We start from the raw sequence: 23,531 nt of genomic DNA on the forward strand, positions 1-23,531 counted from the left end.
CGTTGCGGCGCTCTGGCCGGACGCCCCGGCCGGGCTGCCCCACCCGTGAGTCCCCGCGCCGAACACCCCGCGGCCCGGCCCCTGTTCGGCCCAGTGCCTTGGCCCGTCCGGGGCACGACGTCCCCCAGCCGTACGACTCGGACAGGACTGTGGCGCCTGGCGGGGCCACGATCCCTGATATGCGCTTCTCTCGCCGCCACCCGCTGTTCGTCGCCGTGGTGCTGTGCGCCTCGGTGCTTGTCGTGGCCCGGCCGGCGGTGGCCGACAGCGATGGCGGCGGGGCTCCGGGCCCGCCCGGCGGTACGGGGATCAGCGCCCAGGTGGCGCGGCTGTTCGAGGAAGCGGCGGTGGCGACGCAGCGGTACGAGGCGGGGCGGCGGGCGGCGGACACCCAGAAGACGAAGGCGAAGCGGCTGGAGAAGCTGCTCACGCGGGAGCGGAAGCAGATCGCGGTGCTCAACGCCGACCTGGGACGGATCGCGCGCGCCCAGTACCGCGAGGGCGGCGGGGTGCCGTACACCGCGCAGATGCTGCTCGCGGAGGACCCGGAAGAGCTGATGCGGGGTCAGCGGGCGGTCTGGCAGGCCGATCTGGTGGTCAACAACGCCGTGACCAAGCACCGCCGCGCGGAGGCGAGGCTCGCCGAGGACGAGGCGGAGGCCGCTACCGCGTGGCAGGCGCTGGAGGAGTGGAGGACCGAACTCGCCGGGATCAAGCAGTCGATCCACGAGAAGCTCGAAGAGGCGCAGTGGACGCTCCAGGGGCAGGCCGACGCGGCGGTCGCGGCCGGCACCTGCCGGGGAGCCGTCCGGCTGGTCCAGCCGGACGGCGGCCTCACCGGCGCGTGGGTCGCGCCCGCGGAGAAGTACGAACTCTCCGCGGGCTACGGCAGCGGCGGTCAGCGCTGGGCCGGCCGGCACACCGGGCAGGACTTCGCGGTGCCGATCGGGACGCCGGTGCGGGCGGTCGGGGAGGGACGGGTGGTGAAGGTGTCCTGCGGGGGTGCCTTCGGCATCGAGATCGTCGTCGAGCACGCCGACGGCTACTACACGCAGTACGCGCACCTCGCCGCCGTCACCGTGGACCAGGGGGAACGGGTGGCGGCGGGGCAGTGGATCGGCCAGGCGGGCACCACCGGCAACTCCACCGGACCGCATCTGCACTTCGAGGTGCGGGTCACGCCGGAACTCGGTTCGGGCGTGGACCCCGTGCCGTGGCTGCGGCAGCACGGGGTGGAGTTGTAGCCGGGGGCTCCGGAGCGGGTTGGTCTCGGGCAGCTCGGTGTGGCCCTGGTGGGCTCGGGGATCGAGCGGCTACAGCCGTTCCGCCAGCAGCCGCTCGATGACGACGGCCACCCCGTCCTCGTTGTTGGCCACGGTCCGGCCGGAGGCCGCCGCGAGGACGTCCGGATGCGCGTTGCCCATGGCGTACGACTGGCCCGCCCAGGTGAGCATCTCGACGTCGTTCGGCATGTCACCGAAGGCGACGACCTCCTCGTGGGAAATGCCGCGCTCGGCGCAGCACAGGGCGAGGGTGCTGGCCTTGGAGACGCCGGGTCCGCTGATCTCCAGCAGAGCGCTGGGGCTGGAGCGCGTGATGGTGGCACGGTCGCCCACGGCGATACGGGCCGTGGCGAGGAAGTCGTCGGGGTCGATCGAGGGGTGGTACGCGAGGATCTTCAGCACCGGCTCGTCGTCGGCGACACCACCCGGGGCCAGCAGTTTCTCGGCGGGCGCGAGGGTGTCGGGGATCTCCATGTGGAGCTTCGGATACTCGGGCTCCTGGTTGAAGCCGAACGTCTGCTCGACCGCGTACACCGTGCCCGGCGCCGCCTCGCGCAGCAGCCGTACGGCGTCGAGCGCGTTCTCGCGCGCCAGTTCGCGGACCTTGACGAAGCGATGGGCGCCCGGGCCGCCGTGCAGGTCGACCACGGCGGCGCCGTTCCCGCAGATGGCGAGGCCGTGGCCGTGGACGTGTTCGCTGACGACGTCCATCCAGCGGGCCGGTCGGCCGGTGACGAAGAAGACCTCGACGCCGGCCTCCTCGGCGGCCGTGAGGGCGGCGACGGTGCGGGGGGAGACCGACTTGTCGTCGCGGAGCAGGGTGCCGTCGAGGTCCGTGGCTATCAGCCGGAGCGGGACGGTCGGGGCCGGGGTCTCGGGCTGTCGCGTCGCTGAGGTCACGGACCCCATTGTCGCGCATATGCGCGCACGGTCGTGCGGGCACCCGCACAGGTGAGTGATTACCGTCCTGGCCCGGTCGCCACCTGCGCTGTTGTGGGCGACGGCTCGTACGAGCGCCATGACCGGCGACCGGCCGTCCTCGCGCTCCCGCGTGCCGTCGCGCGACTCCCGGCCGCGACGGCACGCGGGGCGCTCTCACGCCAGCTGGGCAGGGGCCTCCATGGCGATCCGCTCGAAGACCTTCTCGTCGGCGGCGAAGTCCGAGTCCGGGATCGGCCAGTGGATCACGAGGTCGGTGACACCCAGCTCGGCGTGGCGGCCCGCGAAGTCCACGAAGGCGTCCAGCGACTCCAGCGGCCGGCCCCGGTCGGGGGTGAAACCGGTGAGGAGGATCTTGTCGAGCCGGGCAGCGTCCCGGCCGAGCGCGGCGGCCGTGTCGGCCAGCTTCTCGACCTGCCCGCGAATGGCTTGAACCGACTGCTCGGGAGTGCCCGACTTGAACAGCTTGGGGTCCCCCGTCGTCACCCACGCCTGCCCGTATCGTGCGGCCAGCCGCATCCCGCGCGGACCGGTGGCGGCCACCGCGAAGGGCAGCCGGGGGCGCTGGACGCAGCCGGGGATGTTGCGGGCCTCGTGGGCGGAGTAGTGGTCGCCCTCGTACGAGACGGAGTCCTCGGTGAGCAGGCGGTCCAGCAGGGGGACGAACTCGGCGAGCCGGTCGGCGCGCTCACGCGGTGTCCACGGCTCCTGGCCGAGCGCGGTGGCGTCGAAGCCGGTGCCGCCCGCTCCTATGCCGAGGGTGATCCGTCCGCCCGAGATGTCGTCGAGGGAGATCAGTTCCTTGGCGAGGGTCACCGGGTGCCGGAAGTTCGGCGAGGTCACGAGCGTGCCGAGGCGCAGCTGGTCGGTGACGGCGGCTGCCGCGGTCAGGGTCGGCACGGCACCGAACCACGGCCCGTCCCGGAAGGTCCGCCACGACAGGTGGTCGTACGTGAACGCGGTGTGGAATCCGAGCTGCTCGGCGCGCTGCCACATGTCACGGCCGCCCTCGTGCCAGCGGAGGTACGGCAGGATCACGGTGCTCAGACGCAGACTCATACATCGAGCGTAAGGGCTGCTGTCGGATGGTCCCGCTCAGTGCGACTCGGGGAACCGCAGGTAGCGGGGCGGAACCGCCTCGGTCAGCCAGACGCCGTTGGCGCTGACGCGGAAGACATGGCCGTCGCGGTGCATGGCCGCCGCGTCCACGGAGAGCACGACAGGACGGCCGCGGCGAGCACCGACGCGGGTGGCGGTCTCGCGATCGGCTGAGAGGTGCACGTCGTGCCGGTTCATGGCGCGCAGGCCCTCGGCGCGGATCGCGCCCAGGTAGGCCGCCACGGTCCCGTGGTACAGGTACGGCGGCGGGGTCGCCGGGGGCAGGCCGAGGTCGACCTCGACGCTGTGGCCCTGGCTGGCGCGGATCCGGTCGCCCTCGACGGCGAAGCGCCGCTTGTCGTTGGCTTCGACCACGTGGTCGAGCTCCGCCCTGGTGAAGTGGAAGCCGTGGGCGGCCGCCGCCTCGATGAGCGTGTCGATCCCGACCCAGCCGCCCTCGTCGAGCGTGAGCCCGATCCGCTCCGGCTGGTGGCGGAGGTGTTTCGAGAGGTACTTCGACACTCTCACGGTACGTCGTTCGTTCATCCCGCCAGCGTGCCTGGCGAGACCCGCGTCACGCACTTGATTTTGATCCGGATGTTTGATCCACAGCCAAGTAGAGTTATCCACAGGGGAATTGAAGATTCTGTGGACAACCAGCCGCCGATTTCAGGGTGATTGGTCAATCTTATTACTTCTGTGGGCATTTGCAGTGAGCGTGTCCAAGGTGCGTGACTGTACCTCCCGTTCGGCTGCCGCAGTGATGAAGGCCGGCACCTGCGCCGGACCAACCAGCTTCTCCACGGCTCGTATCGTGGACGCCGGGATCCGCACGGAACACGACTCTTCCGCAGGTTCGTCGGGGGCTTCGGAATCGAGGTGCCGACGCAACTGCCGGGTGGCGAACAGCCGCATCGCACGGGCGAGTTCGGCGTCCACGGTCTGCTGGGCCAGGGGCCGCAGCCGTCGTACGAGCGTCGCCGCCTCGACCGTGTCCGCCTCGGTCGGCGGTTGGTGCTGCCCGATATAGCGGGCGAACACATGCTCGGTGGTGAACTCCAGGAAACGGGCGGCGATGTGCTCGACCTGCCCCCTCAACTCCCGTAGGTGTCCGGCGATCGCGGACAACGGAACCCCGGCCGCGTGCAACTCGACTGCCACGGCCAGCTCTTGGGGGCTCGGTACGAGGAAGAGGTCCTCGTCGCCGGGCACCTGCTCCAGCACGCCCAGCTCGACGGCGTCCGCCACCGCCGCCTCGTCCGGAGCGCCGCCGAACCGCTCCACCAGCTCGGCCCGCGAGATCCGTACGGCCTTCTCGTCGGTCCAGGGCCCGTCGACCTCCGCGGCCAGGCCGAGCACCCCGCCGAGGCCGCGTCCCGTGTCCCAGGCCTCCATGAGCTCCTTGATGGAAGCCAGGGTGTAGCCGCGGTCGAGGAGGTCGGCGATCTGGCGCAGTCTGGTCAGATGGGTGTCCGCGTACACGTTCGCCCGACCGCGCCGCTCGGGGCGGGGAAGCAGTCCGCGGTCCTGGTAGGCGCGGATCGTCCGGACCGTGGCGCCACTGCGGTGCGCCAGGTCCTCGATGCGATACGCGGCGCCGGCCGGTTCGTCGTTCACGGTCCTCGTCCCTCCTTCCTGCTGCCCTTCCGGGCCGTCCGTCGACGGCTATGCCGACGCCGCCCGGGCGGCGTCGGCCGCGGCGGCGCGTGCCGCGGGTGAACACGCCAGATACTCGACCGCCCTGCGCAGCGAACCCTCCTGCGACGGATGGTAGGAACGGCGCAGATACCGGGGGACGGCCGCGCCGAGCGCCTTCCACGTGGGCAACAGGCCCTTGCGGACGGCCCGGTTGTGCGCGGCGAGCGAGTAGCGCAGGCGCCCGGCGAGCTTCGGGTCGTGACGTATGAGGTACGCGGCGCCCCACGCCCACAGGTAGGCCAGCACCGGCGCGGTGACCGCCATGCCCGCGACCCGGCGGGCGTAGCGGGGGCTGCCCCGGCCGCCACAGTGCTGGAACACGTCGAAGGCGACCGCGCGGTGCTCGACCTCCTCGGCGCCGTGCCAGCGGAGCAGGTCGAGCATGACCTCGTCGGAACCGGCCCGGTCGAGCCCCTCGGCGGTCAGCACCCAGTCGCCGAGCACCGCCGTGAACTGCTCTATCGCCGCGATCACCGACAGCCGGAAGCGCAGCCACTCCCGGGGCGGAATCGGCGCCCGCAGCGGAGGCTCCTCGCCGAGCAGCTTCTCGAAGAGGAAATCGACGTGCCTGGTGAAGTCCGCGGTGTCGAGCCGCTGCGCCGCGAGATGGTTCAGCACGTACGCGTGCTGCACACTGTGCGTCGCCTCCTGCCCCATGAACCCTTTGACGTCTTTCAGGAGTTCGGGGTCCCTGACCAGCGGCAGCCCCTCTTTGAAGACCTTCACGAACCACCGCTCCCCCGCCGGCAGCAGCAGATGCAGCACATTGATGACATGGGTGGCGGTGGGCTCGTCCGGTATCCAGTGCAACGGGGTCTTCTCCCAGTCGAAGGAGACCCTGCGTGGGGCGATCACGTGGTGCCCGTACTCCTTCCGCTCGTCCTGGGGGCTCACAGCGGCGGATCCAGACGGGCGAACGCGCGCAGGACCCGCGGCGCGAACCGGGACATGAAGCGGCCGCTGCGGGCCTCCGGGGTGACGGGGACGACCGCCTGGTTGCGGACGACCGCGCGCAGCACGGCGTCCGCGACCTTCTCCGGCGGGTAGTTCCGCAGTCCGTACAGCCTCGTGGTCCTCCGCTGCCGACGCTTCTCCTCCTCGGCGTCGACACCGGCGAAGCGCGCGGTCGAGGTGATGCCGGTGTTGACGATGCCGGGGCAGATCGCCGACACCCCGATGCCCTGCCCCGCCAGCTCCGCGCGCAGGCACTCGCTCAACATCAGGACGGCCGCCTTGGAGGTGCTGTACGCGGGCAGCGATCTGGAGGGCAGATACGCGGCGGCCGAGGCGGTGTTGACGATGTGACCGCCCTGGCCGCGTTCGGCCATCTGCCTGCCGAAGAGCCGGCAGCCGTGGATCACGCCCCACAGGTTGACGTCTAGGACCTTCCGCCAGTGCTCGGGGGTGGTGTCGAGGAAGGACCCCGACAGTCCGATCCCCGCGTTGTTCACCAGCACGTCGACCACGCCGTAGGAGTCGGCGACCTTCTCGGCGAGCTTCTCCATGGCCTGCTCGTCCGAGACGTCGACCACCTCTGCCCAGGCTTCGGGCGCGCCGATCAGCCGGGACAACTCGGCGGTGCGGGCCGCTCCTTCGGCGTCCAGGTCGACGGCGACGACGCGTGCTCCGGCCTCGGCGAACGCGAAGGCCGTGGCCCGGCCGATGCCGCCGGCCGCGCCGGTGACCAGCACCAACTGCCCGCCGAACCGGTCCGTGTACTTCCCGGTGGCCATCGGTGCGGAGCGTCCGCCCTCGGTCGCCGTGACGAACTCGGTGATCCAGGCGGTCAGTTGATCGGGCCGGGTGCGCGGAATCCAGTGCTTGGCGGGCAGGGTGCGGCGGACGAGCTGTGGAGCCCACGACTCCAGATCGTCGTAGAGCCGCTCGGAGAGGAACTGGTCCCCCAGGGGCGTGATGAGCTGCACGGGCGCGTGCGCGTACGCGTCGTCCCGGGGGTGGGTCAGTCGATCACGCATGTTGTCCCGGTACAGCCACGCCCCGTGCGCGGCGTCCGTGGGCAGCGACGGGCTCGGGTAGTCCCCCCGGGGCAGCTTCTCGGCGCGTCGGACGATGGCTGGCCACTGCTTGCCGAGAGGGCCGCGCCAGGCGAGCTCGGGCAGCACGGGCGTGTGCAGCACGTAGACGTACCAGGACTTGGCGCCCTGGCCGAGGAGCTGACCGATCCGGCGCGGGGTCGGACGCTTCACGCGCCGCTTGATCCAGTGCCCCATGTGGTCGAGAGAGGGGCCGGACATGGAGGTGAAGGACGCGATGCGCCCCTCGGTGCGCTCGACCGTCGCGAACTCCCAGCCCTGCACGGAACCCCAGTCGTGCCCCACCAGATGAACGGGGCGGCGGGGGCTGACCGCGTCCACGACCGCCAGGAAGTCGTCCGTCAGCTTCTCCAGCGTGAACCCGCCGCGCAGCGGCTCGGGTGCCGTCGAACCGCCGTGGCCGCGCACGTCGTACAGCACCACGTGGAAGCGCTCCGCGAGCCGTACGGCGACCTCGGACCAGACCTCCTTGGTGTCGGGGTAGCCGTGCACGAGCAGGACCGTCGGCTGCTCGGGGTCGCCCAGCTCGGCGACGCACAACTCGACTCCGTCCGCGCGCACCCGGCGCTCCCGCGCGCCTTCGAGCGTCACCGCATCCGTCATGTCTCCCCCTTCGGTCATCGGCACTTCTCCTCCGCCCACCGCCGGACGTGCGGCAGGTCGTCGTCCAGCCAGAACGCGCTCTCCTCGGTATCCGTGGAGTCGGTGACGACCAGGATCTCCTCGAACTTCGCGCCCGTGCCCCGGAAACCGAGGTGGGGCTCGACCGCCCACAGCCCCGGCCGCGGCGGGTGGTCGGAGAACCGGTACGGCGACCACAGCGGCGACCAGCCGTCGCGGTGTCCGCGCAGCGCGTCGGCCGCCAGGCCCTTCAACGACTGGGTGCCGAACCCGAACACATGCGGTGACCAGCGGCGTTCCTTCACCCGGTCCACCTTGTGCGCGATGACACCGAAGGGATAGGCACGATGCCGGTTGGTGTACCCCTGGCGGACCATGAGCCGGTCCACGTCCTCGTAGATCTCACGCAGGGACCGGCGCTCGCGTACTTCACGCAGGATCAGGTCGCGGTGCGCGCGAAGGTCCGCCATCAGCCTGTCGTGCAGGGGGCTCGGCCCGAGGCAGCCCGAGTAGCCGATGTCCGCCGTGTGCCCCTTGTATATGGGGGCCATGTCGAGGATGAAGGGCATGCCCGCTTCGAGGCGGCGGTCGGTGGGGAAGAACTGCAGCGGTACGCGGAAGTTCACGAACGCCGTGCGGTCACCGAACCACGCGAACGGCAGATGGAACCAGTCCCGCACGCCGTGCTCGCGCAGCCAGCGGCGCTGCATGCGCGCCGCCTCGCGCTCGGTCACGCCCGGCTTCAGCTGGGCCGCGACCGCTTCCGCGCACTCGTACGCCAGGGTCTGGACCTGCCTGAACCCCCGCAGTTCCGCGGTGAGTCCGCCTGCCAGTGCCGAGGTCATGTCACTGCCCCACCTGTCTTCATCGACTACGGTCCGTGTTCGCAATGTGACATCAATGAACGTGACAGTGATTGGCGGCTACGTCAATGGGTGTGCGCGGGCACGAAACGGCGACGCCGGTCGTTCTCTCCCATGACGGCCGCTGCCCTCGTGCGCGGCTCCGTCTGCTTGTTCGACCTCAGGGTGACCCCTAGGGGGACCGGCGGTGGAGACCCCCTACGGGCCCGTACGACTCGAGAGTGACGCGGAGACAGCTCTGCGGGGTGACGACCGCGACGGCCCGCACCCCTAATGTCTAAATCGTGACTGTGATCGCGACCGAAAGCCTGAGCAAGCGGTTCCCGAGGGTGACCGCTCTTGACCGGCTCTCCGTGGACATCGGACCCGGTGTGACGGGACTCGTCGGTGCCAATGGCGCCGGCAAGTCCACACTGATCAAAATCCTGCTGGGTCTGTCCCCCGCCTCGGAGGGCCGTGCCGAGGTGCTCGGACTGGATGTCGCCACCAAGGGCGGCGACATCCGCGAGCGTGTGGGGTACATGCCGGAGCACGACTGCCTGCCGCCCGACGTCTCGGCCACCGAGTTCGTCGTGCACATGGCCCGCATGTCCGGACTCCCGCCGACCGCCGCGCGCGAGCGCACCGCGGACACCCTGCGCCACGTCGGCCTGTACGAGGAGCGGTACCGCCCCATAGGCGGCTACTCCACGGGCATGAAACAGCGGGTGAAGCTGGCCCAGGCCCTGGTGCACGACCCGCAGCTTGTCTTCCTGGACGAACCGACCAACGGTTTGGACCCGGTCGGCCGGGACGAGATGCTCGGACTGATCCGCCGCATCCACACCGACTTCGGCATCTCGGTCCTGGTCACCTCCCATCTGCTCGGCGAGCTGGAGCGCACCTGCGACCACGTCGTCGTGGTCGACGGCGGCAAGCTCCTGCGGTCCAGCTCCACCAGGGACTTCACCCAGAACACGGCGACCCTCGCGATCGAGGTCACCGACAGCGACGAGCACCCCGACGGCACCGGCGCACTGCGCGAGGCGCTCCACGCGCGCGGAGTGACCGTCGCCGACGGCAGCGGCCTCCCGGGCGCCGGACACATCCTGCTGCTCACCGCCCAGGGCGACGAGACCTACGACCTGGTCCGCGACGTCGTCGCAGACCTGGGGCTCGGCCTGGTCCGCATGGAGCAGCGCAGGCATCAGATCGCCGAGGTCTTCCAGGACAACGACGAGCAGACAGGCACCCCGAGTGCCCGGGACGCAGGAAAGGAGACGGTCGGCCATGGCGGTTGAGCAGCACGGCGCACAGACACAGGCCCTCGGCGGACAGCCCGCTCGCACGGGCGAGCAGAGCCGCATCCACAACATCGGATACCGCTCGTACGACGGCCCCCGCCTCGGCCGCGCCTACGCCCGCCGCTCGCTGTACTCGCAGTCCCTGCGCGGTGCCTACGGACTGGGCCGCTCGGCCAAGTCCAAGGTGCTGCCCATGCTGCTGTTCGCGGTGATGTGCGTGCCGGCGGCCATCATGGTGGCCGTGGCGGTCGCCACCCAGGCCAACGACCTGCCCATCAAGTACACGGACTACGCGGTCATCATGCAGGCCGTCATCGGCCTGTACGTCGCCTCCCAGGCACCGCAGGCCGTCTCGCGCGATCTGCGTTTCAAGACCGTCCCGCTGTACTTCTCCCGCCCGATCGAGACCGCCGACTACGTGCGCGCGAAGTTCGCGGCGCTGACCTCGGCACTCTTCATCCTGACCGCGGTGCCCCTGCTCGTGCTCTATGTGGGCGCGTTGCTGGCCAAGCTCGACTTCACCGACCAGACCAAGGGACTCGCGCAGGGACTGGTGTCCGTGGCACTGCTCTCGCTCCTCTTCGCCGGCATCGGCCTGGTGATCTCGGCGGTCACCCCGCGCCGCGGCTTCGGTATCGCGGCCGTCATCGCCGTACTGACCATCTCCTACGGGGCCGTGTCCGTCATCCAGGCCATCGCCACCGAGCAGTCCAGCGCCGACGTGGTGCCCTGGCTCGGCCTCTTCTCGCCGATCACACTGATAGACGGCGTACAGACCGCCTTCCTGGGCGCCGCCTCCGCCTTCCCCGGCGGACACGGGCCCTCCGGCGGGCAGGGAGCCCTCTATCTCCTCGTCGTCCTGGGTCTCATCGCCGGTTCCTACGGCCTGCTGATGCGCCGCTACCGAAAGGTCGGGCTGTGACCACCCTCAACATCGACCACGTCTCACGCTGGTTCGGCAACGTGGTGGCGGTCAACGACGTCACCATGACCATCGGCCCCGGTGTAACCGGACTGCTCGGCCCGAACGGCGCCGGCAAGTCCACCCTCATCAACATGATGGGCGGCTTCCTCGCCCCCTCGACGGGCTCCGTCACCCTCGACGGCACGCCGGTGTGGCGCAACGAGCAGATCTACAAGCACATCGGCATCGTCCCCGAGCGCGAGGCGATGTACGACTTCCTCACCGGCCGCGAATTCGTCGTCGCCAACGCCGAGTTGCACGGCCTCGGGGCGAAGGCCGCCCAGCGGGCACTCGCCACGGTGGAGATGGAGTACGCGCAGGACCGCAAGATCTCGACGTACTCCAAGGGCATGCGCCAGCGCGTGAAGATGGCGTCCGCGCTGGTCCATGAACCGTCCCTGCTGCTGCTGGACGAGCCGTTCAACGGTATGGACCCGCGTCAGCGCATGCAGCTCATGGATCTGCTGCGGCGCATGGGCGACGAGGGCCGCACGGTGCTGTTCTCGTCCCACATCCTCGAAGAGGTCGAGCAGTTGGCGGCCCATATCGAGGTGATCGTCGCCGGACGGCATGCGGCGAGCGGTGACTTCCGGCGCATCCGCCGCCTGATGACCGACCGCCCGCACCGCTATCTGGTGCGTTCCAGCGACGACCGGGCGCTGGCCGCCGCGCTGATCGCCGACCCGTCCACCGCCGGGATCGAAGTGGATCTGGCCGAGGGCGCGTTGCGCATCCAGGCGGTCGACTTCGGGCGGTTCACGGCCCTGTTGCCGAGGGTGGCCCGGGACCACGGTATCCGTCTGCTCACGGTCTCGCCGTCGGACGAGTCGCTCGAGTCCGTCTTCTCGTATCTCGTCGCGGCGTAGGAGGCCGAAGATGTACGACCCCACAGTCGCCCGGCTCACCTACCGGGCTCTGCTCGGCCGCCGTCGGGCCCTCATTCTCAGTGCGCTTCCCGCCCTGCTGATCGTGCTCTCCGTGGCCGTGCGTGCCCTGAGCGGCGCCGACGACCAGGTGGCCTCGGACCTCCTCGGCGGGTTCGCGCTCGCCACGATGGTGCCGATCATCGGCGTCATCGCGGGCACGGGCGCGATCGGGCCGGAGATCGACGACGGCTCGGTGGTGTATCTGCTGGCCAAGCCGGTGAAGCGGCCGACGATCATCTTCACGAAACTGATCGTGGCGATCGCGGTGACCATGGCGTTCTCGGCCATACCGACACTGATCGCCGGCCTGATCCTGAACGGCAACGGCCAGCAGATCGCGGTCGCCTACACGGTGGCGGCGCTGGTCGCCTCGATCGCGTACGCGGCGATGTTCCTGCTCCTCGGGACGGTCACTCGGCACGCGGTCGTCTTCGGACTCGTGTACGCGCTCGTCTGGGAGACCCTCTTCGGGTCCCTGGTGGACGGGGCCCGCACGCTCAGTGTCCAGCAGTGGGCGCTCGCCGTCGCCCAGAAAGTCACCGACGGCGGTCTCGTGACGTCCGACGTGGGGCTGCCGACCGCGGTGGTTCTGCTGACGGTGGTCACGGCGGGCGCGACCTGGTACGCGGGGCAGAAGCTGCGGACGCTGAAGCTGGCCGGCGAGGAGTGACGGAACCCTCCGGGGCGCTCGGGCCCCGGAGGCCCACCCCTCCTTGATCTTGACAGGGGTTTCACGCACGCCCCGGCAGACTGGGCGCGGAGAAGGCGAAGGGCATACGCGGCCAGGAGGGCGGCCAGGAGGCGGGAGGAACGGGGATGGCAACGGAGGTGTCGCCCGAAGGCGGCGAGGCGCGGGGTGCGGTGCCCGACAGCAGGGGCGGGGGCGGACCGGGCCCCGCGGGTGGGCCGGGATCTGTGGTTGGACCGGGCGCCGGTGACGGGGCGGCACCCGCAGCCGCAGCCGCGTCCGGAACGGGCATCGGGGCCGACCAGGGTCTGAGTGCGGGTTCGGGTTCCGCGGACGGAGTTGGCGCCAAAGGGGGATCCGGACCCATATCGGGGCCGGGATCCGGAGCCGGGGCCGACGCGGGCGGCAGGAGCGCGGGTGAGGGTGTCTGGGACGGCATCGTTCTGGACGAGGACTTCATACGGTCCGCCGGGACGGCCGAGCCGTCGGCGCGGGCCCGGATGCTCGCGGCACGCTGGCGGGAGCAGGCCCCCGATCCCCAGCCCTGGCGCTCGGACGAGCCGCCCGCCGGGTGGTTCTTCAGCAAGGCGCGACGCCGCAGGTGGCGCCGCCGGTGACCGACCGGCGCGGTGGCGGTCCGGGCGGCGGATAATCGGTGGCGGGCAACTCGGGCGCCGGGCACAGTGGTTGATGTCCAGGTCGCCGGGTCGAGCCGGCGCCACGTTCTGGGAGAGGAGCGCGGCGATGCTGTCCTTCAGGCACAGTACGTCGAGTTCCCGGCAGGGCAGTCTGCGGCGGGTTCCGGAGTAGTTACCCCTCCGTCGAGTCCGTCACCCCCAGCGGGGAGCTGCCCGGGGCGGCCGCTTCGAGCACGCGAATCGCTTCGCGTGGGCCGCCCACCCGGAGGATTGGCCGAGTGGTAAGGCACCGGTTTGCTACGCCGTGGTCGGGTTCTGCCCGCGCACGTTCGATTCGTGCATCCTCCGCCGTTTCGCTGTCGCTGTGACTTGGCCGGGTTCTTGGGCCAGGAGTACGTGTAGGGAGGTTCCCGGGGCTGTGCTGGGCCTTGGGCCGCGCTCTTGAGGTGCCCGGCTGTTTGAGTTGGGCGGCGGGGTGGGGTCTCGCTTACCCGGCGCTCACAGGGTGCCGCCTGCGCCCACCCGTGCCGCCACAGCGGCACGACTGCCCGCAGCTATGGGGAGGAGGGGAAAGCAGGGTGGAGGGCCACCACCAGCGGCCCAAGTTGCTTGCGGGGTTCGCCTCTACGGCACATCTCGCTGGCGCTGGCCCCTCGGCTAGCGCGCCTCCTGGCACTGCCCGTCCGCCCGTCCGCCGACGTGGTCTCTCAGCGCTGTGGCCCTCGCCCGCTGGCGCGCCCCTCTCAGGGGTGCGGGCCCGCACACTGACGCGTCCCCTCTGCGGTGTTGGCCTCGTCCTTCAACCGCCCCCCGCACCGGGGGCCCGCCCCCTGCTCGCCCCTCACCGCCGTCGGCTCCACGGGCCGCCGCGTCCGCTCGGCGGTGCCGGCTTCCGCCGGATCGGGGGCCGTGGAGCAGCGCCCTCCCGGTGCTGGTCGGGGCCTGCTGATGTCGGCCCGTGTTCGGTCGGTCGTGCCCCGTTCGCCGGGGTGTTAGTTCAGCAGGCGTTCCAGGACCTCGGCGATGCCGTCGTTCTCGTTGGAGGACGTGACTTCGTCGGCGATGGACTTGAGGTCGGGGTGGGCGTTGGCCATGGCTACGCCGTGGGTGGACCAGGTGAACATGGGGATGTCGTTGGGCATGTCGCCGAAGGCGATGGTGTCGGTGCGCTTGACGCCGAGGCGGCGGGCGGCGAGGGAGAGGCCGGTGGCCTTGGTGAGGCCGAGGGGGAGGAGTTCGACGATGCCCTCGCCGGCCATGGCGACCGTGACGAAGCCGCCGGCGGCCTGGCGGGAGGCCTCGGCGAGCTGGTCGGAGGTCAGGGTGGGGTGCTGTATGTAGATCTTGTTCAGCGGGGCCGCCCAGAGGTCGGACACGTCCGTGAGCGGGGTGGTGGGGAGCGAGCCGTGCAGGGCGTAGCCGGAGCCGACGAGAATCTCGCCTTCAAGGCCCGCGCGGCTGGCGGCCAGGTGCAGCGGGCCGACCTCCGCCTCGATCTTGGCGAGGGCCACGGCGGCGAGCTGCCGGTCCAGGGTGACGGCGGTGAGCAGACGGTGCTCTCCGGCGTCGTAGACCTGGGCGCCCTGGCCGCAGACGGCCAGGCCCCGGTAGCCGAGGTCGTCGAGGATGTGGCGGGTCCAGGGGACGGCCCGGCCGGTGACGACGATGTGGGTGGCGCCCGCCGCGGTGGCCGCGGCGAGCGCTTCACGGGTGCGCGGGGAGACCGAGTCGTCGGAGCGTAGGAGCGTTCCGTCGAGGTCGGTCGCGACCAGCTTGTACGGGAAGCCCGAAGGCGCCTCGGGCCCCCCGGACCCCTCGGCCCCCTGGGACCCCTCGGCCCCCTGGGACCCCTCGGCCCCCTGGGACCCCTCGGCCCCCTGGGACCCCTCGGCCCCCTGGGACCCCTCGGACCCCTTGGTCTCGCTGGGGTCCGTGGAGCCCCCGGTGGCAGCCGCTTCGCTCACTTGGCTACCGGCTCCAGCACCTCGCGGCCGCCCAGGTACGGGCGCAGGACCTCGGGGACGCGGACGGAGCCGTCGGCCTGCTGGTGGTTCTCCAGGATCGCCACGATCGTGCGCGGGACGGCGCAGAGCGTGCCGTTGAGCGTGGCCAGCGGCTTGACCTGCTTGCCGTCACGGACCCGGATCGACAGGCGGCGCGACTGGAACTCGGTGCAGTCGGAGGTCGAGGTCAGCTCGCGGTACTTGCCCTGGGTCGGGATCCACGCCTCGCAGTCGAACTTGCGCGAGGCCGAGGAACCGAGGTCGGCGGAGGCGACGTCGATGACGCGGAACGGCAGTTCCAGCGACGTCAGCCACTGCTTCTCCCAGTCCAGCAGGCGCTGGTGCTCGGCCTGCGAGTCCTCCGGCGCGACGTACGAGAACATCTCGACCTTGTCGAACTGGTGGACGCGGAAGATGCCGCGGGTGTCCTTGCCGTGCGAACCGGCCTCGCGGCGGAAGCAGGGGGAGAAGCCCGCGTAGCGCAGGGGGAGGCGGTCGGCGTCGATGATCTCGTCCATGTGGTACGCCGCCAGCGCGACCTCGGAGGTGCCGACCAGGTACAGGTCGTCCTTGTCGAGGTGGTAGACGTCCTGGGCGGCCTGGCCGAGGAAGCCGGTGCCGGCCATCGACTGCGGGCGGACCAGCGCCGGGGTCAGCATCGGGGTGAAGCCGGCCGCGGTGGCCTGGGCGATCGCCGCGTTGACCAGGGCGAGTTCGAGGAGGGCGCCGACGCCCGTCAGGAAGTAGAAGCGCGAGCCGGAGACCTTGGCGCCGCGCTCGGTGTCGATGGCGCCGAGGATCGTGCCGAGCTCCAGGTGGTCCTTCGGCTCGAAGCCCTCGGCGGTGAAGTCGCGGATCTCGCCGTGCGTCTCCAGCGTGACGAAGTCCTCCTCGCCGCCGACGGGGACGTCGGGGTGGACGAGGTTGCCGAGCTGGAGGAGGAGCTCGTGGGTCTCGGTGTCGGCCACGTCGCGCTCGGCGTCGGCGGCCTTGACGTCGGCCTTGAGCTGTTCCGCGCGCTTGAGCAGCTCGGCCTTCTCCTCGGCGGAGGCCTTGGGGATCAGCTTGCCGAGCGACTTCTGCTCGGCGCGGAGCTCGTCGAAGCGGACGCCGGAGGACCTGCGCCGCTCGTCGGCGGACAGGAGGGAGTCGACGAGCGCGACGTCCTCTCCACGGGCGCGCTGGGACGCGCGCACACGGTCGGGGTCCTCACGGAGCAGGCGAAGGTCAATCACCCCACAAGGCTACCGGTGCGTGGTTCCGGCCCACGACTTGAATTCCCTCCGCGCCGCTTCTGTGGTGATTTGACCCGAATGTCGATCATGGTGGCGGAGAGTGACGGGTGGTGAACGGATGTCGGCGAAAGTCAACGAATTGAGGGCCGCACCCCTGAAAGGGGGTGTGAATGTGGCACCTGGTTGACTCGACTCCCTTGTTGCGTACGGGACTTGGGGATCGACTGTCCACAGAAGTCTGCGGCGCCGCAAAGTTATCCACAGGCTGTGCGAAAGATCTGTGGACTACGGGAAAGATCACGGGGAAAGTCCGGCGCCGACTTGAGGATTCCCGACCCAAACCGCCTTCACGCCCACTTTCGAGTGGATTCGCGTGGGAATGGGTCGCCCTAAAGGATTGACGGCAGGAAACACGTGGACGAAGGGTGACCCACGGGGTTGTGGACACGGTGGGGCCCATGAAGGGGATTTGTCGACTGGGTGGTGGTGCGTTGTCGACTTGTCCCCAGGTCGAGAAGCCGCCCTGTGGATAACTTCTGTGGACAAAGAAAATAAGCAGGTAGGACCGGCGGCGGCAGGCCGTCCTGCCGTCGGCCGTTCTAGAACCGGCCGTCCTGGCAGCGCGCCACCCAGTCCGCCGCCGCCACGAACTCCGCGTCGGAGGTGCCCGGCAGCGTGGGACGGAGCTTCGCCGTGGCGGCGTCCGCACGCGGGTACGAACCGAGGTAGCGAACCTGGAGGCAGACCCGCTTGAGGCCCATCAGTGCCTCGGCGACCCGGCGGTCGGAGATATGGCCCTCGGCGTCGATGGCGAAGCAGTAGTTGCCGATGCCCTCGCCGGTCGGGCGGGACTGCAGCAGCATCAGGTTGACGCCGCGGACGGCGAACTCGCCGAGCAGGTCGCGCAGTCCACCGGGGTGGTCGTCGCGCTGCCAGATGACGACGGAGGTCTTGTCGGAGCCGGTCGGCGCGGCGGGCCGGGCGGGGCGGCCGACCAGGACGAACCGGGTCTGGGCGTTCTCCGCGTCGTGGATCTCGGTCTGCAGGGCCTCCAGGCCGTACCGCGAGGCCGCGAACTCACCGGCGAAGGCGGCGTCGTAGCGGCCCTCCTGGACGAGACGGGCGCCGTCGGCGTTCGAGGCGGCGGACTCCCAGACGACGTCGGCCGGGAGGTTGGCCTTCATCCAGTTGCGGACCTGCGGCTGGGCGGCCGGGTGCGCGGTGACCGTCTTGATGTCCGAGAGCTTGGTGCCCGGCCGGACCAGCAGCGCGAAGGTGATCGAGAGGAGCACCTCGCGGTAGATCATCAGTGGGGCGCCGGCGACCAGCTCGTCCAGCGTGGTCGTGATGCCGCCCTCCACGGAGTTCTCGATCGGGACGAACGCGGCCTCGGCCTCGCCGTTGCGGACGGCGTCGAGTGCGGCGGGCACGGACACCATCGGGACGAGCTCGCGGGTCGCGGACTCCGGCAGCGTGCGCAGGGCGACCTCGGTGAAGGTGCCCTCGGGGCCGAGGTACACGTAGCTGGCTGGCATGGGCTCACCCTAATGGGCCTGGGGCGACCCCGGCGCACGCGTCTCGCCCCCACCACCCCTGGGAGCGATGTACGGCCCCTGGGGCACCCTCACGCTCCCTGGCGCCCGGATCCGGGGGCTGGGCGGGGGTCGGTCGGCATCAACCCTCCAGCAATCCCTGCCCCACGTACTCCCCCTCCGCCGCGCCCCCAGGCGCCGCGAAGAGACCGCTCGACTCGTGGCGGATGAACTTCGACAGGGCGTCGCCGCGGTCGAGCTTGCGTTGGACGGTGACGAAGCCGCCGAGGGGGTCGGCCTGCCAGCAGACGAAGAGGAGGCCTGCGTCGGGGACCCCCTTCGCATCGATGCCGTCGTGGAAGGAGAACGGGCGGCGGAGCATGGCCGCGCCCCCGTTCTGGTCGGGTCGGGTGATACGGGCGTGCGCGTTGATCGGGACGAGGAGATTGCCCTGGGCGTCGGTCTTCTCCAGGTCCATCGCCGTCGCCTCGGTCGCCTTCGCACCCCCGCTCAGCGGCGCGCCGTCGGACTTCCGGCGCCCGATGACGTCCTCCTGCTCCTTGACCGAGAGCTGCTCCCAGTCGTCGAGGAGCATGCGGATGCGGCGTACGACGGCGTAGGAGCCGTTCGCCATCCACGCCGGGTCGCCGGAGGTGGCCGGTGAGGCGGACGCGGGCACGAAGATCCGCTCGTCGAAGTCGGCCTCGGTCGGCTTCGGGTTCCGGGTGCCGTCGATCTGCCCCATCAGGTTGCGGGCCGTCATGGGGTGGGCCGTGGCGCCCGGCGAACGGTTGAAGCCGTTCATCTGCCACCGCACCCGGGCCGCGCCGCCCGCGTCCTTCTGGATCGCGCGCAGGGCGTGGAAGGCGACGAGCGCGTCGTCGGCCCCGATCTGCACCCACAGGTCGCCGTCGCTGCGGGTCTTGTCGAGCTGGTCCGAGGAGAAGTCGGGCAGCGGGTCAAGGGATTCCGGGCGCTGCTTCTCCAGACCGGTACGGGCGAAGAAGCTGTGCCCGAAGCCGAAGGTGACCGTCAACGACGACGGCCCCGCGTCACGGGCGATATCCGTGTCGTCCTGGGCCGCCGCCTCGCCCGCCATCAGCCGCCGGGCCGTGTCCGACCAGCGACGCAGCAGAGCGGCCGCCTCCTTGCGCCCCGCCCCGGCGGCCAGGTCGAAGGCGACGAGATGGCCGCGGGCCTGGAGGGGGGTGGTGATCCCCGGCTGATGTTTCACGTGAAACATCACCTCCCCGGCGCCGAGGGAGGACAGCGGGGTGACCTTCTCGGCCGAGGAGGACGAGGCGGAGGACGACCCGACCGCGTATCCGGTGGCGCCGCCCGCCGCGCCCAGCGCGAGACCGGTCGCGCCGGCGGTGCCGATCAGGCGGCGGCGGGAGATTCCACCGGTCGCCGGGGCATCGTCGGGTCGCCGTGGCTCCGAAGGTCCGGACGGCGGCTGCGGGCCGTCCGTCGTCGCCCGCGCCCGCGCGGCGGCGGTAGCCGCATGGTCAACACCGCCCCGCGTCCCCACGGGGGCGGCGGAGCCGCCTTTGGAAGGGCCCTTTTGCTCAGCCATCGTGTGTTTCAGCCGATCTTCGCGTTCTTGCTGACGGTCACCTGGTCGATCTCAGATGTCCGTACGGTGATCTCGATCTTCCAGTCGCCTGCCATGGGGATCTGCACGCCGCTCGCCGTCCAGTGACCGGTGGTGACGCGGTCGGGGACGACGGGCAGGGGGCCGATCTCCTTGGCCGGGAGGGTGAAGGCGACCTTCACCTCGGGGACGTCGAAGGGCTTGCCGTCGGGGCCCTGGACGTAGACATGCATCTCGTTGGCGCCGACGCGCGCGGGGTCGATCTGCAGCCGGGCCACGCCCTGGCCGTTCTTCCCCCCGGTGTCGAACGCCATGTCCAGCGCCAGTGCCCCTGACGTCTTGTCCTCCTGCGTCGCGGCAGCGTTGGCGGCCTTCGCCTCCTCCACCGTGCGCCCCGGCTCGGTGGCCGTCAGCACCGTGGTCACGGCGAGCAGGACGACGGCGACACCCGCCTCCGCCAGCACTGACCGGCGCAGACCCGTACGGCCCGGATCGGCGGTCCGGAGCCGCTTCTCCCGCGCGCTCGCCACCGCCGCCTGCTGCCGGGCCAGCTGAGCGGCCCGCTCGGAACCCTCCTCGGCGCCCTTCTCGGAACCGCCGCCGGCGCCCCGGGGGGATCCACCGGTGGCATGCGCGGCGGCCGGCTCCTTCTCCACCGAGGCTTCCGCCTCCGCCTCAGCATCCGCAGCCGCCGGTGCCTCCGCCAGCTGCGCGGTCCACCGGCGGGAGATCCAGGCGATCCCGACCAGCACGGCGACCAGACCGATCTTCACCAGGAGCAGCTGCCCGTACGACGTGCCGGTCAGCGCCGACCAGGTGCCGACCTGGCGCCAGGACTGGTAGATCCCGGTCGCGGTCAGGACGAGCACGCTGCCGAACGCGACCCGCGAGAACCGTCGTACGGCCTCGGTCTCGATCTGCGCGTCGACGGGCGCCCGGAACAGTGCCACGAGCAGCGTCGCCAGGCCGCCCAGCCAGGCGGCGACCGCCAGCAGATGCAGGACGTCGAGGGGCATCGAGAGGCCCGTCTGGATCCCGGTCGAGGCGTGCTCGGCCATCGCCCAGCTCGCGGCGAGACCGGCGGAGACCACGCCCCCGCCGATGGCCAGCCCGAAGGTGAGGTCCCGGTGGTGGGAGTCGTCGTCCTCTTCTTCCTGGTCCTCGGATTCCTCAGCGGAGTCCGAGTCGGAGTCTTCCTCGACCTCCTCGACCTCCTCGTCGTCCCGCCGCGCGTACGCCCCGAACAGCACCGCGATGAACAGTGCCGCCGCCGCGAGCAGCAGCAGGCGGGAGACGAGGGCGGCGCCCGTCTTCGTCTGGAGGACCTGGCCCAGGAGGTCGAGGTCGAAGATGTCGCCGAGCTTGCCGGAGCCCGTGTAGGAGCCGCGCAGGAGCAGCATCGCGAGGGTGGCGGTGGTCAGCGCGAGCCAGCCGGAGACCACGAGCCGCTGCACGGGCCGTACTCCGGCACCGCGCTGCCAGCAGAACAGCACGAAGGCCGCGCCGCCGACCAGCAGGATGAAACCGGCGTACGACAGGTAGCGCGCGAACCCGTAGAGGCCGCCGACGACCCCGCCCCCGGCCTCCTGCTCGGGTACCGCGACCGTCGTCTTGGAGGGCGCCCCCACGGAGAAGGTGTAGGCGCCGGAGACGGGGTGGCTGTCCGCCGAGACGACCTGGTAGGTGACGGTGAAGGTGCCGTCGGGCAGGCCCGAGTGCAGCCCGACCGCGTAGCTGTTGCCGCCCAGGTCGGTGACGTCGCCGGTGTCGGCCTCCTTGCCCTTGGGGTCGTACACGCGCACCGAGCCGTCGGACATCGCGACCTTCTCGGAGAAGGTGAGCGACACCTGGTCCGGTGCCTCCTGGACCACCGACCCCTGCTGAGGGTCGCTGCCGGTCAGCGCGGCGTGCGCGGAGACGGGCACGGCTCCGGCGAGCAGCGCTCCGACGGTGGCGAGCAACAGCAACAACAACGGCCTCAGCGACGGCCTCAACCGGCTCAAGGGTGCTACCTCCCTCAGTGCCCGTTGGTCGGCTGGTACGTCGCCGACTTCACGGGCATCTCGACCGTGATGGCCTCGGACTTGGTGAAGTTCAACCGCAGGGACACCGTCTCGCCTTCCTTCGGCTCGCGCTTCAGGTTCTCGAACATCAGGTGGTTTCCGCCGCTCTTGAGCACGAGTTCGCCGTCGGCGGGGACCTCGAGGGCTTTGACCTCCCGCATCGACTGCCCGGCCGTCTCGTGGACGGTGACGTCCTGGGCGATGTCACTGGTGACGGAGGTCAGCTCGTCCGCCGTGCCGCCGTCGTTCTCGATGACGAGGTAGCCGGCGGCCAGGGAGTCCGTGACGGGCTGTGGCATGTAGGCGGACTTCACGGACAGCTTCGCGGCGGAAGAGGAGTCGGCGGACGGGGAGTCGGAGGATCCGCACGCGGTCAGGACGAGCGCGGCGGCGGTGATCAGGACGGGGCCGGTGAGTGTGGCGAGTCCGGCGGGTCGGCTCACGGGTTCTCGCCCTTGACCAGCTTCGGCAGGTCCTTCTCGTAGTCCTGCACGGTGGCGTCCTCGTCGTACAGCACATAGCCCCCGTCGGTCTTCGGTGAGAACGCGATGACCTGGGTGCCGTGCTCGGAGACGGTCTTGCCGTTCTCGTCCTTGGTCGGCGGGTTGATGGAGATGCCGAGCTTGAGGGCGCTGGCCTGGATCTTGTCGAAGTCGCCGGTCAGGCCGACGATCTCGGAGTCGATGCCCTTGAGCCACTTGCCGAGCTCCGCCGGGGTGTCCCGCTCCGGGTCGGTGGTGACGAAGACGAGCCGGAGGTTCGCCAGCTCGGACTTGGACAGCTTCTTCGCCACCTCCTTCTTCGCGACCGCGAGGTTGTTCATGGTCAGCGGGCAGACGTCGGGGCAGTTGGTGTAGCCGAAGTAGATCAGCGTCGGCTTGCCCTCGGTCTCCTTGCGGAGGTCGTACGCCTTGCCGTTCGTGTCGGTGAGGACCAGGTCCGGCTTGGTGAAGGGCTGGTCGAGAACCGTGGCGGCCTTGCGCGGGCCGGTGTCGGAGACCTCGGCGACCGACGTGGTGGCGTCGTCGCCCGTGCCGCAGGCGGAGAGGGCGAGGACGGCTGCGACCAGCAGGGCGCCGGCCGCGAACGTCTTCTTCGTCTTCTGCTTCGTGTTCGTGCGCATAGAGAAATGTCCCAGATGTTCGAGCCCCGGCGCGCACGGGGGCGTACGCCGTCGCGGACAGCCCTGTGCGAGGAGTGCCGTACGGAATTCTGTACGGGGCCGCGTGCGCGCCGAGGGAGAGGGGCCGAGAAGCCGGAGGATCAGGCGTTCGTGCGCCGGCGGCCGGCCAGGACGCCGTACGCCACGCCCGCGGCGCCGACGACGATGCCGACGATGCCGAGGACGCGGGCGGTGGTGTCGCTGGTGTCGGCGGGCGCGGCGGTCGTCTCGTTCGACGCGGCCTCGGCCTTCTCGGCGTCCTTCGACTCGTCGGAGGCGGTGGAGGCGCCCGAGCCGTGGTGGCCCTCGGTGGCGGCCGACAGCGCGAGCACGGGGGCCGGGTTCTCGGGCTCCTCCGCGCCCTCCTTCGGCACCTCGATCCAGCGGACGACGTCCTTGTTGGAGTACGTCTGGATGGCCTTGAAGACCAGCTCGTCGGTGTCCTCGGGGAGCTGGCCGATGGAGACCGGGAACTTCTGGAAGAAGCCCTTCTCGATACCGGCGCCGCTGGCCGTCCAGGTGATCTTGGAGACGGCCTCGTCGATCTGCTCGCCGTGCAGTTCGACCGGCTTGTCGAGCTTGGCCTTGGTGACGACGATCTTCCAGCCGGGGACGGCCTCCGGCTGGGCCGAGGCCAGCGGGTGGTCGGTCGGGAAGTTGACCTCGAGCTTGGTGGTCGTGGCGTCGTCGCGCTCGTTGGGGACCTTGAAGTTGACGGTCGCGTACCCGCCCTTGGCCGCCGAGCCCTCCGCCGCGACGCTGACGTGCGCGAACGCGGGGCCGGACAGGAGGAGGACGGCCGAACCGGCGAGGGCGCCGACGGCGGCGATACGAGAAGCCTTCATGACTGGTGACACTCCACAGTGAGTGAGGAAGAAGATCAGGGA

21 protein-coding genes and 1 tRNA gene are annotated in these 23,531 nt (G+C 70.7%); 7 read left to right on the forward strand and 15 right to left on the reverse strand.

Features of this window, described 5'->3' with window-relative positions:
• Nucleotides 1–179: 179 nt before the first annotated feature.
• The gene (locus tag ABT147_RS23450; RefSeq protein ID WP_351409214.1) at nt 180–1,244 is read left to right on the forward strand and encodes a peptidoglycan DD-metalloendopeptidase family protein; all 1,065 of its coding nucleotides are present in this window, start codon (nt 180–182) and stop codon (nt 1,242–1,244) included.
• 69 nt (nt 1,245–1,313) lie between these two features.
• Here the strand turns inward: ABT147_RS23450 and ABT147_RS23455 are convergent, their stop codons facing one another.
• The 7 genes from ABT147_RS23455 to ABT147_RS23485 form a co-directional block, all read right to left on the reverse strand.
• Nucleotides 1,314–2,183 (reverse strand): Cof-type HAD-IIB family hydrolase, encoded by an 870-nt coding sequence (locus tag ABT147_RS23455; RefSeq protein ID WP_351409216.1) that lies wholly within the window; start codon nt 2,181–2,183, stop codon nt 1,314–1,316.
• Between the two features lie 195 nt (nt 2,184–2,378).
• Nucleotides 2,379–3,281, reverse strand: a complete 903-nt coding sequence (locus ABT147_RS23460; RefSeq protein WP_351409218.1) for an LLM class flavin-dependent oxidoreductase — start codon at nt 3,279–3,281, stop codon at nt 2,379–2,381.
• A 36-nt stretch (nt 3,282–3,317) separates the two neighbouring features.
• A complete protein-coding gene (locus tag ABT147_RS23465) occupies nt 3,318–3,866 on the reverse strand; it encodes an RNA 2'-phosphotransferase (protein ID WP_351409220.1) in 549 nt (182 codons plus the stop codon).
• 123 nt (nt 3,867–3,989) lie between these two features.
• Nucleotides 3,990–4,937 (reverse strand): MerR family transcriptional regulator, encoded by a 948-nt coding sequence (locus ABT147_RS23470; RefSeq protein ID WP_351409222.1) that lies wholly within the window; start codon nt 4,935–4,937, stop codon nt 3,990–3,992.
• 48 nt (nt 4,938–4,985) lie between these two features.
• Nucleotides 4,986–5,912, reverse strand: a complete 927-nt coding sequence (locus tag ABT147_RS23475; protein ID WP_351409224.1) for a metal-dependent hydrolase — start codon at nt 5,910–5,912, stop codon at nt 4,986–4,988.
• Nucleotides 5,909–7,693, reverse strand: coding sequence for an SDR family oxidoreductase (locus tag ABT147_RS23480; RefSeq protein WP_351409226.1), 1,785 nt, complete (start codon nt 7,691–7,693; stop codon nt 5,909–5,911). The genes ABT147_RS23475 and ABT147_RS23480 overlap by 4 nt, the downstream gene beginning before the upstream one ends.
• Nucleotides 7,690–8,538: a M24 family metallopeptidase gene (locus ABT147_RS23485; RefSeq protein ID WP_351409228.1), complete on the reverse strand. Its 849-nt coding sequence runs from the start codon at nt 8,536–8,538 to the stop codon at nt 7,690–7,692. The genes ABT147_RS23480 and ABT147_RS23485 overlap by 4 nt, the downstream gene beginning before the upstream one ends.
• 308 nt (nt 8,539–8,846) lie before the next feature.
• Here ABT147_RS23485 and ABT147_RS23490 point away from each other — a divergent pair, with 308 nt between their 5' ends.
• From ABT147_RS23490 to ABT147_RS23515, 6 genes are all read left to right on the forward strand, one after another.
• Complete coding sequence (locus ABT147_RS23490) at nt 8,847–9,836, forward strand: ABC transporter ATP-binding protein (RefSeq protein WP_351409416.1); 990 nt, start codon at nt 8,847–8,849, stop codon at nt 9,834–9,836.
• The gene (locus tag ABT147_RS23495) at nt 9,826–10,761 is read left to right on the forward strand and encodes an ABC transporter permease subunit (protein WP_351409230.1); all 936 of its coding nucleotides are present in this window, start codon (nt 9,826–9,828) and stop codon (nt 10,759–10,761) included. Before ABT147_RS23490 ends, ABT147_RS23495 begins: the two co-directional genes overlap by 11 nt.
• Complete coding sequence (locus tag ABT147_RS23500) at nt 10,758–11,669, forward strand: ABC transporter ATP-binding protein (RefSeq protein ID WP_086752611.1); 912 nt, start codon at nt 10,758–10,760, stop codon at nt 11,667–11,669. Before ABT147_RS23495 ends, ABT147_RS23500 begins: the two co-directional genes overlap by 4 nt.
• A 10-nt stretch (nt 11,670–11,679) precedes the next feature.
• The gene (locus ABT147_RS23505) at nt 11,680–12,399 is read left to right on the forward strand and encodes an ABC transporter permease (protein WP_351409233.1); all 720 of its coding nucleotides are present in this window, start codon (nt 11,680–11,682) and stop codon (nt 12,397–12,399) included.
• 383 nt (nt 12,400–12,782) lie between these two features.
• Nucleotides 12,783–13,034 (forward strand): SGM_3592 family protein, encoded by a 252-nt coding sequence (locus ABT147_RS23510; RefSeq protein WP_502983141.1) that lies wholly within the window; start codon nt 12,783–12,785, stop codon nt 13,032–13,034.
• A 285-nt stretch (nt 13,035–13,319) separates the two neighbouring features.
• Nucleotides 13,320–13,403, forward strand: a tRNA-Ser gene (locus tag ABT147_RS23515).
• A gap of 644 nt (nt 13,404–14,047) precedes the next feature.
• On the opposite strand, the gene ABT147_RS23520 is transcribed toward ABT147_RS23515, so the two are convergent.
• The 8 genes from ABT147_RS23520 to ABT147_RS23555 all read right to left on the reverse strand — a co-directional run bounded on the left by ABT147_RS23520 (nt 14,048) and on the right by ABT147_RS23555 (nt 23,489).
• Nucleotides 14,048–14,827 (reverse strand): HAD family hydrolase, encoded by a 780-nt coding sequence (locus tag ABT147_RS23520; protein ID WP_351409421.1) that lies wholly within the window; start codon nt 14,825–14,827, stop codon nt 14,048–14,050.
• Nucleotides 14,828–15,015: 188 nt separating this feature from the next.
• Nucleotides 15,016–16,293 (reverse strand): serine--tRNA ligase, encoded by a 1,278-nt coding sequence (gene serS / locus ABT147_RS23525; protein ID WP_351409235.1) that lies wholly within the window; start codon nt 16,291–16,293, stop codon nt 15,016–15,018.
• Between the two features lie 599 nt (nt 16,294–16,892).
• Nucleotides 16,893–17,828: a prephenate dehydratase gene (pheA, locus tag ABT147_RS23530; RefSeq protein WP_351409237.1), complete on the reverse strand. Its 936-nt coding sequence runs from the start codon at nt 17,826–17,828 to the stop codon at nt 16,893–16,895.
• A 139-nt stretch (nt 17,829–17,967) separates the two neighbouring features.
• Nucleotides 17,968–19,401: an iron uptake transporter deferrochelatase/peroxidase subunit gene (gene efeB, locus ABT147_RS23535; protein WP_351409239.1), complete on the reverse strand. Its 1,434-nt coding sequence runs from the start codon at nt 19,399–19,401 to the stop codon at nt 17,968–17,970.
• Between the two features lie 8 nt (nt 19,402–19,409).
• Nucleotides 19,410–21,422, reverse strand: a complete 2,013-nt coding sequence (locus ABT147_RS23540) for a copper resistance CopC/CopD family protein (RefSeq protein WP_351409241.1) — start codon at nt 21,420–21,422, stop codon at nt 19,410–19,412.
• 14 nt (nt 21,423–21,436) lie between these two features.
• Nucleotides 21,437–21,925, reverse strand: a complete 489-nt coding sequence (locus tag ABT147_RS23545) for a copper chaperone PCu(A)C (RefSeq protein WP_351409243.1) — start codon at nt 21,923–21,925, stop codon at nt 21,437–21,439.
• Complete coding sequence (locus ABT147_RS23550; RefSeq protein ID WP_351409245.1) at nt 21,922–22,605, reverse strand: SCO family protein; 684 nt, start codon at nt 22,603–22,605, stop codon at nt 21,922–21,924. Before ABT147_RS23550 ends, ABT147_RS23545 begins: the two co-directional genes overlap by 4 nt.
• Nucleotides 22,606–22,745: 140 nt before the next feature.
• Entirely contained in the window at nt 22,746–23,489 is a 744-nt protein-coding gene (locus tag ABT147_RS23555) for a YcnI family copper-binding membrane protein (RefSeq protein WP_351409248.1), read from the reverse strand.
• Nucleotides 23,490–23,531: the final 42 nt, after the last annotated feature.

This window comes from Streptomyces sp. NPDC001868, assembly GCF_040297125.1.
Classification (GTDB): Bacteria; Actinomycetota; Actinomycetes; order Streptomycetales; family Streptomycetaceae; genus Streptomyces.

Bases quoted from the DNA above. Each gene is read 5' to 3' on its own strand.
- ABT147_RS23485 (WP_351409228.1), bottom strand. From the start codon at position 8,538: ATGACCTCGGCACTGGCAGGCGGACTCACCGCGGAACTGCGGGGGTTC.
- ABT147_RS23550 (WP_351409245.1), bottom strand. From the start codon at position 22,605: ATGCGCACGAACACGAAGCAGAAGACGAAGAAGACGTTCGCGGCCGGC.
- ABT147_RS23460 (WP_351409218.1), bottom strand. From the start codon at position 3,281: ATGAGTCTGCGTCTGAGCACCGTGATCCTGCCGTACCTCCGCTGGCAC.
- ABT147_RS23450 (WP_351409214.1), top strand. From the start codon at position 180: ATGCGCTTCTCTCGCCGCCACCCGCTGTTCGTCGCCGTGGTGCTGTGC.
- ABT147_RS23495 (WP_351409230.1), top strand. From the start codon at position 9,826: ATGGCGGTTGAGCAGCACGGCGCACAGACACAGGCCCTCGGCGGACAG.
- ABT147_RS23480 (WP_351409226.1), bottom strand. From the start codon at position 7,693: ATGACCGAAGGGGGAGACATGACGGATGCGGTGACGCTCGAAGGCGCG.
- ABT147_RS23505 (WP_351409233.1), top strand. From the start codon at position 11,680: ATGTACGACCCCACAGTCGCCCGGCTCACCTACCGGGCTCTGCTCGGC.
- ABT147_RS23555 (WP_351409248.1), bottom strand. From the start codon at position 23,489: ATGAAGGCTTCTCGTATCGCCGCCGTCGGCGCCCTCGCCGGTTCGGCC.
- efeB (WP_351409239.1), bottom strand. From the start codon at position 19,401: ATGGCTGAGCAAAAGGGCCCTTCCAAAGGCGGCTCCGCCGCCCCCGTG.
- ABT147_RS23465 (WP_351409220.1), bottom strand. From the start codon at position 3,866: ATGAACGAACGACGTACCGTGAGAGTGTCGAAGTACCTCTCGAAACAC.
- pheA (WP_351409237.1), bottom strand. From the start codon at position 17,828: ATGCCAGCCAGCTACGTGTACCTCGGCCCCGAGGGCACCTTCACCGAG.